At 66.2% G+C, this 13439-nt stretch carries 13 protein-coding genes; 4 read left to right on the forward strand and 9 right to left on the reverse strand.

Going from position 1 to position 13439, the window contains the following annotated elements; genetic code table 11:
- Positions 1 to 125: 125 nt before the first annotated feature.
- From AXW83_RS23475 to AXW83_RS23490, 4 genes are all read left to right on the forward strand, one after another.
- The gene (locus AXW83_RS23475) at positions 126 to 1127 is read left to right on the forward strand and encodes an asparaginase (protein ID WP_066621151.1); all 1002 of its coding nucleotides are present in this window, start codon (positions 126 to 128) and stop codon (positions 1125 to 1127) included.
- 3 nt (positions 1128 to 1130) lie between these two features.
- Positions 1131 to 2045 (forward strand): DMT family transporter, encoded by a 915-nt coding sequence (locus AXW83_RS23480; protein ID WP_066618052.1) that lies wholly within the window; start codon positions 1131 to 1133, stop codon positions 2043 to 2045.
- On the forward strand, positions 2042 to 3202 hold the full coding sequence (locus tag AXW83_RS23485) for an AbrB family transcriptional regulator (RefSeq protein WP_066618054.1): 1161 nt from the start codon (positions 2042 to 2044) through the stop codon (positions 3200 to 3202). The genes AXW83_RS23480 and AXW83_RS23485 overlap by 4 nt, the downstream gene beginning before the upstream one ends.
- Before the next feature lie 215 nt (positions 3203 to 3417).
- Positions 3418 to 4119 (forward strand): GntR family transcriptional regulator, encoded by a 702-nt coding sequence (locus tag AXW83_RS23490; RefSeq protein ID WP_066618056.1) that lies wholly within the window; start codon positions 3418 to 3420, stop codon positions 4117 to 4119.
- A gap of 48 nt (positions 4120 to 4167) precedes the next feature.
- Here AXW83_RS23490 and AXW83_RS23495 read toward each other — a convergent pair whose 3' ends face one another.
- From AXW83_RS23495 to AXW83_RS23535, 9 genes are all read right to left on the reverse strand, one after another.
- Positions 4168 to 5577: an amidase gene (locus tag AXW83_RS23495; RefSeq protein WP_066618059.1), complete on the reverse strand. Its 1410-nt coding sequence runs from the start codon at positions 5575 to 5577 to the stop codon at positions 4168 to 4170.
- Positions 5574 to 5777 (reverse strand): hypothetical protein, encoded by a 204-nt coding sequence (locus tag AXW83_RS23500; protein WP_066618064.1) that lies wholly within the window; start codon positions 5775 to 5777, stop codon positions 5574 to 5576. Before AXW83_RS23500 ends, AXW83_RS23495 begins: the two co-directional genes overlap by 4 nt.
- Positions 5778 to 5839: 62 nt before the next feature.
- Positions 5840 to 6718 carry a DMT family transporter gene (locus tag AXW83_RS23505; protein WP_066618067.1) on the reverse strand — a complete coding sequence of 293 codons (879 nt, stop codon included), beginning with the start codon at positions 6716 to 6718 and terminating at the stop codon, positions 5840 to 5842.
- A gap of 74 nt (positions 6719 to 6792) precedes the next feature.
- On the reverse strand, positions 6793 to 8199 hold the full coding sequence (locus tag AXW83_RS23510; protein WP_066618069.1) for an amidase: 1407 nt from the start codon (positions 8197 to 8199) through the stop codon (positions 6793 to 6795).
- Between the two features lies 1 nt (position 8200).
- Positions 8201 to 8389 (reverse strand): hypothetical protein, encoded by a 189-nt coding sequence (locus AXW83_RS23515; RefSeq protein ID WP_066618071.1) that lies wholly within the window; start codon positions 8387 to 8389, stop codon positions 8201 to 8203.
- 30 nt (positions 8390 to 8419) lie between these two features.
- Positions 8420 to 9838: an Asp-tRNA(Asn)/Glu-tRNA(Gln) amidotransferase GatCAB subunit A gene (locus AXW83_RS23520; protein WP_066618077.1), complete on the reverse strand. Its 1419-nt coding sequence runs from the start codon at positions 9836 to 9838 to the stop codon at positions 8420 to 8422.
- 11 nt (positions 9839 to 9849) lie between these two features.
- A complete protein-coding gene (locus tag AXW83_RS23525; protein WP_066618083.1) occupies positions 9850 to 10041 on the reverse strand; it encodes a hypothetical protein in 192 nt (63 codons plus the stop codon).
- A gap of 42 nt (positions 10042 to 10083) precedes the next feature.
- On the reverse strand, positions 10084 to 11508 hold the full coding sequence (locus AXW83_RS23530) for an amidase (RefSeq protein WP_066618085.1): 1425 nt from the start codon (positions 11506 to 11508) through the stop codon (positions 10084 to 10086).
- 93 nt (positions 11509 to 11601) lie between these two features.
- Positions 11602 to 13161: an ABC transporter substrate-binding protein gene (locus AXW83_RS23535; protein ID WP_236841750.1), complete on the reverse strand. Its 1560-nt coding sequence runs from the start codon at positions 13159 to 13161 to the stop codon at positions 11602 to 11604.
- Positions 13162 to 13439 lie beyond the last annotated feature (278 nt).

A 13439-nucleotide genomic window follows, 5' to 3' on the forward strand; every position in this document is an offset into this window, starting at 1 on the left:
GGCCTTGCGCGAAAGGACGGAGCCGACTTTTCGCTGCTGCAAGGCATTTAAACTTTTAGCATCGATAAATCCTTTCGCATTCGAGCGCTTTTGCCCGGATGCAACGTGATCAGCCAGAGAAAACCATGCCTGCTTTGCCCAAAGTCGCGGTCATCGGCACCGGCGGCACGATCTGTTCCATCGGCGTCGGCCCTTTCGACATCCTCGACTATGGCGCCAATGAGACGATGCTTCATGCCGACGCCCTCGTGGCGATGTTTTCGGACGTCGCCCAGCACGCCGACATCATCGCTGTCCCGTTCAAGGCGGTGCCGAGCCCCAATATCTACTTCGAGGACTGGAAGGCGCTCGTCCTGACCTGCGACCGGCTGGTCGTGGAGCATCCCGACCTCGCGGGCATCGTCATCCTGCACGGCACCGCCTCGCTGGAGGAGACCGCCTATGTGCTCAACCTGAGCGTCAAGGTCGAGGTTCCGGTCGTCGTCGTCGGCTCGCAACGTCCAGCGAGTTCGCTTTCGACCGATGCGGGCATGAACCTCGCCAATGCGATCCGCACCGCCGCCTCGCCGCAGGCGCGCGGGCTCGGCGTCCTCGTCCTGCTGAACGACGAGATCCATGCCGCGCGCGAGGTGACGAAGACCTCGACCTTCCGGCTGCAGACCTTCCGCTCGCCGGATTTCGGCGTGCTCGGCCATGCCGATGGCGACGCGATCGTCTTTTATCGCAAGCCGGTGCGCAGGACAGCGCCCGATACCGAATTCGACATCCGCACGCTCGAGGCCCTGCCGCGCGTCGATATCGTGCTCGCCTATACCGGCTCGGACGGCACCGCGGCACGCGCCTTCGTCGCCACCGGCGCTAAGGGCATCATCTCGGCGGGCTTCGCGCCGGGCTTTGCCGGCCCGGCCGATTTCGAGGTACTCAAGGAGGCGGTCGCGGCCGGCGTTGTCGTGATGCAATCGACGCGGGCGGGGTCGGGCCGCACCTTCAAGGGCAAGCGCCTGCGCGATGCCGGATTCCTGACGACGGACAATCTCACCCCCCAGAAGGCGCGGATTCTTTTGGCGCTGGCGCTGACGGTCAGCGCGGAGCCGGCTGAGATCGAACGCATCTTCCTGACCTATTAACCGATGAGCACGATCCAGAGCGCACCGGCCCGGGACGAACGCGACGCGCGACGCGGCGTCGTCATGATGCTGATCGGCCTGGCGCTGTTTTCGATCCTGAACGGGGTCGTCAAGGCGCTGGCGGAGACCTTTGCGGTCAACCAGATCATCTTCTTCCGCAACAGCGTCGCGCTCGTGACCCTGCTCCTGATGGCGCGCGGCCTCGGCGGCTTCGCCGCGCTGAAGGTGCACAATCGCGCCGGCATGGCGCTGCAGGCGCTGCAGTTCACCGCCGTGCTGCTCTTCATCTTCGTGGCCTATCGCCACATGCCGCTGGCGGACGCGACCGCCATCTCCTTCCTGCAGCCGGTGCTCGTCTTGCTGCTGTCGGCGCCGCTTCTCGGCGAGAAGGTAACGCGGCTCGGCTGGATCGCGCTCCTGCTCGGTTTGGGCGGCGTCCTGCTCATGATCAAGCCGACGGGCGGAGGCAGCCTGTTTGGCCTGACCATGTCTGTCATCGGCACGGTCTTCAGCGCACTTTCACTGATCCAGCAACGCAGCCTGTCGCGCAACGAGACCTCGCTCGCCATCGCCTTCTGGACCCTGGCAGGCTCGGCTCTGCTCGTATTGCCGAGCCTGCCGTTCAACTGGGTTCAGCCGACGCCGGCGCAATGGGCGCTGCTGATCAGCAATGGCCTGGCGTCGGGCGCCTGCCAGTATCTCACGACCCGCGCGCTTTTCCACACGCCGGTGGCGACGATCGCGCCACTCTCCTACACCAAGATGCTTTGGGCACTGATCGTCGGCTTCGTCTGGTTCGGCGATGTCCCGACACTGCTGGTTCTCGGCGGCTCGGCGATCGTCATCGCCGCGAGCGCGCTGGTCTATCTGGCACCCAAGCCGGTGCCTGCCCCGGTCAGGCTCGAACAAGCGCCATGAAGCTCCCACCATCGCCCGTCGGAGCCTGGATGCATGACGTCCGGGCCGGCTTTGCCGCCATGCGGCCGTCCCGCTTCCCTTATCGCCGCTTCGCCTTTGCGCTCGCTCTCGGCGTCAGTGGCGGCCTGCTGTTCCAACGCCTGTCGCTGCCGCTGCCCTGGATGATGGGCCCCATGCTGTTGTGTACGCTGGGGGCGCTACTGCGCGCGCCGGTGGCCGCGCCGCCGGTCATACGCCCGCCGATGACCATGGTGATCGGCGTGATGCTCGGCGCGGCCTTCAACCCCGATTTAGTAGCGCGCATCTCGCAGTGGTGGCCGGCGACGCTCGGGCTCATCGCTTTTATCGCGCTCTGCGGCGGCTCTGTCGTCTGGTACTTCCGCGCGATCGGCGGCTATGACCGCACCACGGCCTATTTCGCCGGCATGCCGGGCGGGCTTGTCGAGATGATCAGCATCGGCGAGGAGCGCGGCGGCGACGGCCAGGTCATCGCGCTGGTCCATTCGGTCCGGATCCTGCTCATCGTCATGACCCTGCCCTTCGCCATCCAGTGGCTGGAGGGCGTCTCGCTGAACCGGATGGCCGGCGCGGTTTCGATGCTCTCGACGCCGGCAACCGCGCAGATCTGGCTCGTCGCCTGCGGCCTTGCCGGCTGCTTCATCGGTTACATACTGAGCCTGCCCGCGAAATACCTGCTCGGGCCGATGCTGGTCAGCGCGGCCGTTCATCTTGCGGGCTGGAGCGACTTCAAGCCGTCCTTCGAGATCGTCAATGCCGCTCAATTAATCCTCGGCGTCGTCATCGGCTGCCGCTTCGCCGGCACCGCGCCGCGTACCGTCGGGCACATTATCCTGCTCTCGCTGGGCTCGACTGCAATCCTGCTGTTCTGGACCGCTGCCTGCGCTGCCCTGGTCTCTTGGCTGACCGGGTTCCGCGCCATGGCGCTGATCCTGGCCTACTCACCGGGCGGCCTGGCCGAGATGAGCCTGATTGCGCTCGCGGTCCACGCCGAGGTTGCCTTCGTCGCTGCCCACCATATCATCCGCATCTTCGTCGTCATGGTGGCGGCGGCCCCCGTTTTCGCGCTGATCGCTCGTCTCGGGCGTCACCATCGTGGCGCGCCAGTCTCGTCCAGCGCAGGCATGCCGGCCGAATGAGACGGCGGGCGCCCGAGATTGCATACAGGTCTATCGGTTTGCCGGGATTATGCACACTTTCTCGTCAGAGAGACCGGCGTGCCGTTGACTTAGGGTCAATCAAGCCCTAGGTGCCTGCGCAATGTACACGATCGCTGCGATTCCGCTTTCTGCGTGATCATTCCCGACCTCGCGATCATCGCGCTCAAACCCAGTTAGCGACAGGATTGGACATCATGGCGACACGCGGCGTCTCGGTCACGAACAAGCTCAGGGAGGCCTTGCTCGAGGGCGAATACACCGGCGGCACCCGCCTGAACGAGGTCGATCTCGCGGACAGCCTCGCCGTATCGCGCACACCGATCCGCGCCGCGCTGTCGACGCTCGCCGCCGAAGGCCTTCTCGAATACCGGCCCAACAGTGGCTATGCGGTCAAGACCTTTGCTGCCAAGGATATTGAGGGCATCTATGCCGTCCGTGCCAACCTCGAGGGGCTCGGCGCGCGTCTCGTCGCCCAGCAAGGTCTCTCGGACGTCCATCGTGGCTTGCTCCACAAGGCGCTGATGGACAGCGAGGATCTGCAATCCGTCGATGACTGGAACGAGGAGGTCGCCGATCGCTGGCGCGATCTGAACGACCGCTTTCACAACACGCTGATCGAAGCGTCGGGCAATTCCCATCTGGCGATGATGCTGCGCAAGTCGCGCGCCATTCCGCTGCTCAACCAGCTGAAATTCCGCTGGTTCGATGTGGCAACGATGGCCCGCGCCCATGACGATCACAGCCAGATATTCGCCGCCATCACCGGCGGCCAGGTCGTGCGCGCCGAGAGCATCGCGGCCGAGCACGTCTATCGTTCAGGCCAGCGTATCATTGAGCATTGGCGTAAGATGGATACGCGCAAGCCCATTGCGGCTGCCAAGGCCCGCGCGGCCTGAGCGTCATGCCGACGGCACGGCCCGGAAGCCGTGCCGCGTAGCGCGGAGTCAGGCGGCCTTGGCCAGGCCGAGCATATCCGGGCGACGATCACGCCAGGAGGTCGCCTGCTCGAAGGCATGCGCCGCCTGCAGCAGCACCGCTTCGGCGAAGGGCCGCGCCGCGAGCTGGATCGAGACGGGCAGGCCATTGGGGCCGAAGCCCGAAGGCACGCAGATCGCCGGCATGCCGGTCAGGTTGAACGCCATGGTGAAGTTCGGCTTGTCGAGATTGTCCCAGCGCGGCACCTGGTCGATCGGTGGCGCCTCGTCGGGGTTGCCCGCCGTGAGCAGAACATCGACGCCGGCCATCGCCGCCGCCATTTCCGCGATCAGCTCGCGCCGGCGCCGCAGGGCCTGGACATAGTCCATGCCGGTGCAGAGCGCCGCGAAGACCAAGCGATCACGATAGCGCTGCCCGAATTTCTCCGGGTTCTTCAGCATCATCCGTTCATAAGCGGCGCCACGCTCCACCGTCGAGATGAAGAAGCCGGCAGCGTTGTATTCCTGCATGGCCGAGAGCTTGATCTCGACGACCTCCGCGCCGAGGCTCTCATAGGTCGCAATCGCCACATCGATGCCGGCCTTCACCGCGTCGGCGACGGGCCGGTCCGTTTCGTGCCAGCGCCGCAGCACCCCGACCTTCAGCCCCTTGGCGCCCTTGCCGAGGCCGGCGGTGTAGTCGGGCACCGGTCGGTTCGCGCTGGCGGGATCAGCGGGATCATGCCCCGCGAGCGCCTGCAGCATCAGCGCGCAGTCCTCGGTGGTCCACGCCATCGGGCCGATATGGTCGAGCGAGTAGGCTGCCGGTGCGACGCCCGAACGGCTGACCAGCCCATAGGTCGGCTTCAGCCCGACGATGCCGCACAGCGCAGCGGGGCCGCGGATCGAGCCGCCGGTATCCGTGCCGAGCCCGCCGAGCACGAGCCCGGCCGCGACCGCGGCGCCCGTGCCGCTCGACGACCCGGCCGTGAAGCGTGTCGTGTCCCAGGGGTTGCGCGAAGGCGGCCAGGGCAGGTCGAAGGAGGGGCCGCCATCGGCGAATTCATGCGTGGTGAGTTTACCCATCAACACGGTGCCGGCGGCATCGAGCGCCGCGGCGCAGGTCGCGTCGGCGTCGGGAATGTTGCCAAGGTTGTGGGCGGACTGGCAGGTCGTCAGGATGCCCTTGGTGTCGATGATGTCCTTGAGGCCGATCGGGATGCCGTGCAGCGGCGATCTCGGCCCCGAGGCCTTGATCTCGGACTCGGCCTTTTTGGCGTCGGCCCGGGCGCGATCCTCGGTCAGGGTGACGAAGGCGTGCAGCTCCGGCTCGAAGGCCTTGACGCGGGCGAGGCACATCTCGGTGAGTTCGACCGGGGAGAGCTTGCCCGCCTCGATCAGGGCGGCAGCCTCGCTGATGGCCAGGATGTCCGTGCTCATCGGGCGACCTCCTCGGTGGGGAAGCTGAAGATGTGGGCCGGCTCGGACATGTAGCTGCGCTCGCCCCTGATCCGGGCCGACATCTCGACGATGTAGCCATAGGCTTCGGCATATTCAGCGATCTGCTCGGTCGTCAGTTGAAATCCGGCGCGCGCCAGAAAGGCGCCCATCTCGGCTTCGGATGCGATCGGTGTGGGCATGGCTCAATTCTCCTTCGAGGGGCGGATGCCCGCAGCTTGCGGGCGGCGGAATGCCGGGCCGGCTAAGCCGGCAGCCGGCGCTGCTTGCGATGCTCGTCCTGGAAGATGAAGAGGGTGGCGCTCATCACGATCGCGGCGCCAAACAGCGCCCAGCGATCGGGAATCTCCTGGTAGGCAAGCCAGGCGAACACCGCGATGAAAGGCAGCCGGGCGAAATCGAATGGCATGACCGTCGAGGCCGGCGCGTTGCGCAGCGCCAAGAACAACGTCAACCGGCCGGCGAACATCGCTACCGCCATCACCACCAGGAACACCATCATGTCGAGCGACGGTGTCCGCCAGTAGAGCACCGCGGGGATGAGCCCGGTCACCACCGGGATCAGGGTTGTGACGGCGACGATCCGGCTCATGCTCTCGATCTGCGTCAGCCGCTTGGACACAAGATACATCGCGGCCATCGACAGGGTCGAAATCATCAGGGCGATGGTGCCGGCATCGAGCGCGACGAAGCCCGGCCGGGAGATCACCATCACACCCGCGAAGCCCACCATTACGGCCGCCCAGCGGCTGCGCGAGACGCTCTCGCCGAGCAGCACGCCGGCGAGCGCCGTCACGATGATCGGGGCGGCGAAGGTCATCGCTGTCGCCTTGGCCAGCGGCACATGGGCGAGTGCGTAGAACCAGGTCAGGTTCGAGATGCAACCGACGCCTGTCATGATCGCGTAGAGCTTGCGCTTCTCGGTTCGGTCGGGCAGCTCCGCCCCGCCCCTCAACTGCGGCCAGACGAAGACGAGCATGATCAGATTCGTCAGGAAGCTGATCTGAAACGGGTGCAGCTCCGTCGCGATCTGCCGTACGAGCGAATTCCCGCCCGCCAGGCAGGCCGTGCTCAGGATCATCCAGAGGATGCCGGCCTGAACGGTGTTGCGGGCGTCGGCCATGGCGCAGCAGGTTCCTTTGCGGTTTTTGAGGAAGCTAGAGGCTGCGGTCTCGCGGGCCGCAGCGCTTAGACGGCTTATGCCGCAAGCAGCGATGGCCGCATGGAGCGCCATTGGGTCGCCTGCTCATAGGCATGGCCGATCTGGGAGACGGTCGCCTCCTCGAAGGCGTGCCCTACCAGTTGCATGGCGACAGGCAGTCCGGTTCCGTCCTCATAACCGGCGCAGACGGCGAGTGCCGGAAGGCCCGTGACGTTGAAGGGCATGGTGATCGATGGCTTCTGGTACATCAGCCATTTCGGCACCTTGTCGATCGGCTGCGCGGGGAAGGGCGAACCCGCCGTCAGCAGAACATCGACACCGACCATCGCCTCGGCGACGGCGGCGCTCAGTTCCTGCCGCTGCCGCAGCGCCTGCACATAATCGGCGCCCGTCAGCAGCCCGCCCATGCTGATCCGGTCGCGCGCGATCTCGCCATAGAGTTCCGGCGTCGCGCGCAGATCGGCCTCGTGGATCGCGAAGGCCTCCGAGGACATGATGATCATGCCGACCGCGGCGAAATCCATCAGCGGCGGCAGCGTGACCTCCTTGATCACGCAACCAAGCGACCGGAAGACGGCGATCGCCGCCTCGATCGCCGCCAGCACGGGCGGCGCCGCCTCATGGTCCCACTCGTGGAAATGGCGGATGACGCCGATTGTCTTGCCCCTGACCGGCTCATCGAGCTTGCCCGTGAAATCTGGAGTCGCGACGTCGGCGCAGGCCGGATCGAGCGAGTCGTAGCCCGCCATGGCCTGCAGCATCAGCGCCGCATCCTCGACCGTCCAGCACATCGGCCCGGCATGGTCGAGCGATTGCGACAGCGGAAGGATGCCCCGGCGCGAGAGCAGCCCATAGGTCGGCTTTATGCCGGCCAGCCCGCAGAGCGAGGACGGGCTGCGGATCGAGCCCCCGGTGTCCGAACCGGTCGCGCCCAGCACCATGCCGGCAGCCACCGCCGCGCCGGAGCCCGACGACGATCCGCCCGTGGTGCGCGTCGGATCCCAGGGATTGCGGGCCGGCGGTGTGAAGAGGTCGAATGACGGGCCGCCGATGGCGAATTCGAAGGTCCCGAGCTTGCCGGTGATCACCGCGCCGCTGTCGCGCAGCTTCGCCACGGTGAAGGCGTCCTCGGTCGGAACACGGCTCTTCAGCAGGTTGGAATGGCCCGTCGTCGCCACTCCCGCCGTATGGTAGATGTCCTTCAACCCGACCGGGATGCCGTGCATCGGGCCGCGATGCTCGCCTTTCAATATCTCGGCTTCGGCTGCTTCGGCCGCCTCCAGCGCCAGTTCCGGCGTGAAGGCGACATAGGTGTTCAAGGTGGCATCGAGCGCCTGCGTGCGCGCGATGCAGGCCTTGGTCAGTTCGACCGGCGAGAGCTTGCGCTCCGCCATCAGGGTCGAAGCCTCGCGGATGGTGAGCAGTGTCGGATCGCTCTTCATCTCAACGGCTCGCCGGGGTGAAGATATGTGCCGGCTCGGCATTATAGCCGCGTGGTTTGCGCACGCGTTCGCGCATGGCCTGCAGCAGCATATAGGCGCTCCGCATCTCGTCCATGTTCTCGGGTCTAACGCTGATGCCGGCCCTGTCGAGCAGCACCTGGAAGGCGTCGGCTGAGATGGTCTCGCTCATGGTCGTCTCCATGCAAGGGGGATGGTCAGGTCACTCGGCCGCCATGGCATGCTGCGCCCATTGGGCCGGGCGCAGATCGCGGAAGGCGGTCGCCCTCTCGAAGGCGCTGCCGACGCGCAGCACGAGATCGTCCTGGAAGGGGCGCCCGACGATCTGCATGTTGAGCGGAAGCCCCGCCGCGGAGAAGCCGGAGCAGACCGACAGGGCCGGCGAGCCGGTGAGATTGAAGACGCGGGTGAAGGAGGGCCGCGAGCGCGACATCATGTTGCCGAGATCGCCGAGCTTGGGCGCCACGCCCGGCATGGTCGGGCAGATCAGGACGTCTACGCCCTCGAACACGGTCGCGATCTCGGCGATCAGGCGGCCGCGCTCGCGCAGCGCGTTGACATAGTCGCAGGCCCGCACGAAGGCGCCCATCATGATGCGTTGGCGGGCAAGCTCGCCGTAAAGCTCCGGCGTCGCCTTCAGCGTTTCCTCGTGGAAGGCGAAGGCTTCCGAGCGCGAGATCAGGGCCGCGACGTCGCCATAAACCGACAGCGGCGACAGCGTGACGTCGATCACCGAGCAGCCGAGATCGCCGAAGATGGTCAGCGCCGCCTCGATGCCCGCCGTGATCTCGGGATCGATCTCGGCGTCCGTCTCGAAGAAATGCCTGACGACGCCGATGCGCAGCCCCTTCACATCCTTCTGCAGGGAGCCGGCGAAATCGGGCTTGGCGACGTCGGCGCTGCCAGGATCGAGCGGGTCGTGCTGCGCCAGCACGTCCATCATCAGCGCGCAGTCCTCGCTCGTCCAGCACATCGGTCCGCCATGGTCGAGGCTGAAGGAAAGCGGCAGGATGCCCCGTCGGCTGACCAGCCCGTAGGTCGGCTTCAGCCCCGAAATCCCGCACCAGGCGGCGGGGCCGCGGATCGAGCCGCCGGTATCGGTGCCCATCGAGCCCATCGCCAACCCGGCCGCGATCGCGGCGCCCGACCCCGAAGACGAGCCTGCCGGATCATGGGCAAGGTTCCAGGGATTCTTCGCCGGCGGCCAGGGCAGGTCGAAAGACGTGCCGCCGATGGCGAATTCCCAGGTCGAGAGTTTGCCCAGCAGGATGGTGCCGGCCTCCGCCAGCAGTCGCGTCGTGGTGGCGTCCTCCTCCGGGACATGGTCCTTGTAGAGGGCGGAATGGCCGGTCGTCGGGATGCCCTTGGTGTTGTAGATGTCCTTCAGGCCGATCGGCACGCCATGGAGCGCGCCCTTGTAGCCGCCATTCATGATCTCGCTTTCGGCCTTGCGCGCCGCGGCCACCGCCTGCTCGGGCAGCACACGGAGATATGCGTTGAGCTGCCCGTCGAAGGCCTCGATCCGGGAGAGATAAGACGCGGTCAATTCGACCGGAGAGAGCTTCCTGGCCTTCAGCAGCGGAGCGGCCTCGGCGATGGTCAGATCGTGCAGCGCGGTCATGGCGGCCTCCCTCACTTGGTCCAGAGCCGGAGCGCATGGACGGGCTCCTGCAGGTAGCTGCGCTTGACCCGGATGTTGCGGGCGGCAGTCTCCAGATCGGCGACGGAGCCCTTCAGGGATTCTAGCGTCTCCGGGCCGACCCTCAGGCCGTATTCGGCAAGCTTGGCCTCGATCGGGATCGGCGTGGTTGGCGTGTCGGTCATGGCGGCCTCACTGGGACAGGCGGAGGGGAGGGGGTGGCAGCGTTATTCGGCGGCGAGGCTCATTGGCGTTGCGGCCTCGAGGGTCGGCCGGCGCGCGCGCCAGGCGGTCGCGGCCTCATAGGCCCGGGCGGCGCGGTAGATCGTCGCCTCGCCGAAGGCATAGCCGGCGATCTGAACGGAGAGCGGCAGGCCGGCGGCCGAGAAGCCGCAGCACATCGTCAGCGAGGGCATGCCGGTGACGTTGAAGGGGAAGGTCAGCGGCGGCTTGTTGAACAGGCCGAATTTCGGAACGTCCGTGATCAGGGGGGCGGGCGTCGCGGTCGCGGCGCAGACGACGATGTCGAAGCGCGACATCGTCTGCGCCACCGCCGCGACCAGTTCCGCGCGCAGGCGCAGCGCCTGGACATAGTCGCTGGCATCGATCAGCCCAGCGAGCAGCAGCCGATCCCGCAGGATCTCGCCATAGAGCTCCGGCTTGCCCTTGATCTGCGGCTCGTGGATGGCGAACGCCTCCGAGAGCAGAATCATAGACCCGCAGGCAGCGAAGTCGGCGAGCGGGGGCAGGGTGATCTCTTCGACCACGGCGCCGAGATCGGCCAGCGTCGTCGCAACCGAGGCGACCGCGTCCTTGACCTCGCCCGTGGCGTCGGCCTGCTCCCCGAGTGACGGCAGATAGCCGACGCGCAGGCCCTTTACGCCAGTGCCCAGCAACGCCTCCGGCGCGGGATCGGGCCTGTCTGCGCTGGCGGGGTCGAGCCTGTCATGTCCGGCCAGCACTTTCATCAGGATGGCGTTGTCCTCGACCGTCCAGGTCATCGGGCCGATATGGTCCAGGCTTTGCGAGAGCGGCAGCACGCCGCGCCGGCTGACCAGCCCATAGGTCGGCTTCATCCCGACGATGCCGCAGAACGCCGCCGGCAGGCGGATCGAGCCGCCCGTATCGGTGCCGAGCGCCGCCGGCAGGAAGCCGGCCGCGACCGCCGCGCCCGAGCCCGACGACGAGCCCCCGGTGAAATGGGCGAGATTCCACGGGTTGCGCGCCGGCGGGAACGGCAGGTCGAAGGACGGCCCGCCCATCGCGAATTCATGGGTCGCGAGCTTGCCGAGAATGATTGCGCCCGCCGCCTTCAGCTTCTGGGTGACGAAGGCGTCGTCCTTGGCCCAATTGTCGATAAGCTGGTGCGAGTGTGCGGTGGTGCGCACGCCCTTCAGGTCGATGATGTCCTTCAGCCCGACCGGCACGCCATGCAGCGGCCCGCGGCTGATGCCGGCCATCACTTCGTCTTCGGCCTTTTTGGCCTGAGCCAGCGCGAGATCGGCAGTGACCTCGATGAAGGAATGGGTCATCCCGTCGAGCGCCGCGACCCGGGCGATGAGCGCCTTAGTCAGTTCGACCGGGGAAACGGTCTTGGCCGCGATCCCTTTGGCCAATTCTGCGACGGTCATGAAATGCAGAGGTGCGGGCATGGCATGGGCCTCCTGACGGCGCCGACGGGCGGCGGATGGAAAAGGGTGGCGGCGGGGCGGGCCGGGGAGGAAACCGCCCCCGCGCGGTGACGCTCAGTCGAGGCTGATCGTCACGAAGTCCTGCATCCAACTCTGGGCCGGCACGAAGCCCTTGACCTTGGGCGACATGGCGCGCGGGTTCAGGTCGTGGACGATGAAGAGCCGACCGGCCTGCTCGCTGACGATCTCGTGCAGGCGGTTGAACATGGCGAGCGACTTCTCCGGCTCGAAGGTGTTCATCGCCTTGTCGGCGAGTTCGTCGAACTCCTTGTTGTCGAACCAGCCCCAGTTATATCCGCCCGGCGCCCGCCTTGCGGTGGCGAAATGGCCGATCATGCCGGAAACGGGATCGACCGAGCCGAGGCTGATATTGATCGCGTCATAGGTCGGCGCGCGCTCCCAGCCCTTGAAGAACAGGTCGAGCAAGGCATTCCAGTCCAGCACCTCGAACTTGACGCGAAACCCGACGGCCTCGAGTTGAGCCTTAACCAGCTCGTTCATCGGCAAAGGTTGCATCTGGCCGGATCCGGAGGTCGATATCCCCACCGTAATGGTGCAAGGATGGCAGCCGGCCTCCTTGAGCAGTGCCGTCGCCTTCTTAGGATCGTAAGGATAGGTCTTCGGCTTGCCGTAGATCGCCTGGTGCGGGGTGAACAGCGCCTCGCTCGCCTCGGCGATGCCGCCGAGCATCTCGACCATCTCCTTGCGGTCCATCGCATGGTTGGCCGCCTGGCGGACCCGGATGTCCTTGAAGGCGCCGCGCTGGAAATTGAACTGGTAATGCCAGTTATGCGGATAGGTTAGCGTGGTCACGCGCATCCCGGCCGCCCGCAGCCGCGGCAGCGTGTCGGGCGACGGCGCCTCGATGAAATCGACCTGGCCCGAGAGCAGCGCCGCCGCCCGCGTGGTGGCTTCCGGCATCGGGATGAGCACCATCCGGTCATGTTTCGGGACGCGGGCCGGGTTCCAGTAGTCCGGGTTGCGAACCAGCTCCAGCCGCTCGCGCGGTACGACCGAGCCGAACTTGTAGGGGCCCGACCCCTGCGGTGAGAGTGCATAGACCTTGTAGTCGTTGCCCGCCTTCTCCAGCGCGCATTTCGAGATCACGAACCAGACGGCCATGTTGTAGGGGAACACCGCCTCCGGCACCTTGGTGTCGATCGCGATGGTGTAGTCGTCGATCTTGACGGCGCCAGCGACGTTGACGGTGCGCGATCGGTTTCGGGCGAAGTGGACCGTGTTGAACTGCGGCACCTTGTCGTCGGTGATGCGCGCGATGTTCCACAGCGCGGCCTCCGCATTCCAGGGGCAGCCGTCATGGAACTTCACGTCGCGCCGCAGCTCAAAGATCCAGCGCTTGGTGTTGGTCGGGTCAGGATACCATTTCGAGGCAAGGCCCGGCGCCGGCACAGCCTCGCGGTCCGACCGCGTCAGATCCCAGTTCAGGAAGCTGTCATAGAGCGAGAAGCCGACGAAGCGCTGGCCCTCCGCGCCCTGGTCGGGATGGCCCGTCCAGTCAGGAATGTCGCCGGCGGTCATCGCGACCCGCAGAACCTTCTCCTGCGCCAGGGCCGGCGTGGACGATCCGAGGACGAGGCTTGCGCCAACCGCCAACGCGCCAAAAGCTGTAAATATACGTCCCGGAACGTGGCAACGGAGCGATGGGATCGAAACCGGACACTGCATGCGAACCTCCGAACGGGCGGGATACACCAGCCGCGATGCGACCTTTCCACCCGACCCTGCAACGACCGTGCCAAACTAATCAAATTGTATCCAATATAGATCTGTAGGGCCGCGCAACTGAACAGAAGCGGCGATCAGAGCGGCGCCATAAGCGACGCAACGATATTCATTGCATCCATAAATGCCACCGAACGTCGCAGCACATC

Origin of the sequence: Bosea sp. PAMC 26642, from assembly GCF_001562255.1 — a bacterium.
GTDB lineage: Bacteria > Pseudomonadota > Alphaproteobacteria > Rhizobiales > Beijerinckiaceae > Allobosea.

Coding starts and splice junctions, on each gene's coding strand:
- AXW83_RS23475 (WP_066621151.1), top strand. CDS start 126: ATGCCTGCTTTGCCCAAAGTCGCGGTCATCGGCACCGGCGGCACGATC.
- AXW83_RS23515 (WP_066618071.1), bottom strand. CDS start 8,389: ATGAGCGAGACCATCTCAGCCGACGCCTTCCAGGTGCTGCTCGACAGG.
- AXW83_RS23480 (WP_066618052.1), top strand. CDS start 1,131: ATGAGCACGATCCAGAGCGCACCGGCCCGGGACGAACGCGACGCGCGA.
- AXW83_RS23530 (WP_066618085.1), bottom strand. CDS start 11,508: ATGCCCGCACCTCTGCATTTCATGACCGTCGCAGAATTGGCCAAAGGG.
- AXW83_RS23505 (WP_066618067.1), bottom strand. CDS start 6,718: ATGGCCGACGCCCGCAACACCGTTCAGGCCGGCATCCTCTGGATGATC.
- AXW83_RS23495 (WP_066618059.1), bottom strand. CDS start 5,577: ATGAGCACGGACATCCTGGCCATCAGCGAGGCTGCCGCCCTGATCGAG.
- AXW83_RS23485 (WP_066618054.1), top strand. CDS start 2,042: ATGAAGCTCCCACCATCGCCCGTCGGAGCCTGGATGCATGACGTCCGG.
- AXW83_RS23520 (WP_066618077.1), bottom strand. CDS start 9,838: ATGACCGCGCTGCACGATCTGACCATCGCCGAGGCCGCTCCGCTGCTG.
- AXW83_RS23525 (WP_066618083.1), bottom strand. CDS start 10,041: ATGACCGACACGCCAACCACGCCGATCCCGATCGAGGCCAAGCTTGCC.
- AXW83_RS23500 (WP_066618064.1), bottom strand. CDS start 5,777: ATGCCCACACCGATCGCATCCGAAGCCGAGATGGGCGCCTTTCTGGCG.
- AXW83_RS23510 (WP_066618069.1), bottom strand. CDS start 8,199: ATGAAGAGCGATCCGACACTGCTCACCATCCGCGAGGCTTCGACCCTG.
- AXW83_RS23490 (WP_066618056.1), top strand. CDS start 3,418: ATGGCGACACGCGGCGTCTCGGTCACGAACAAGCTCAGGGAGGCCTTG.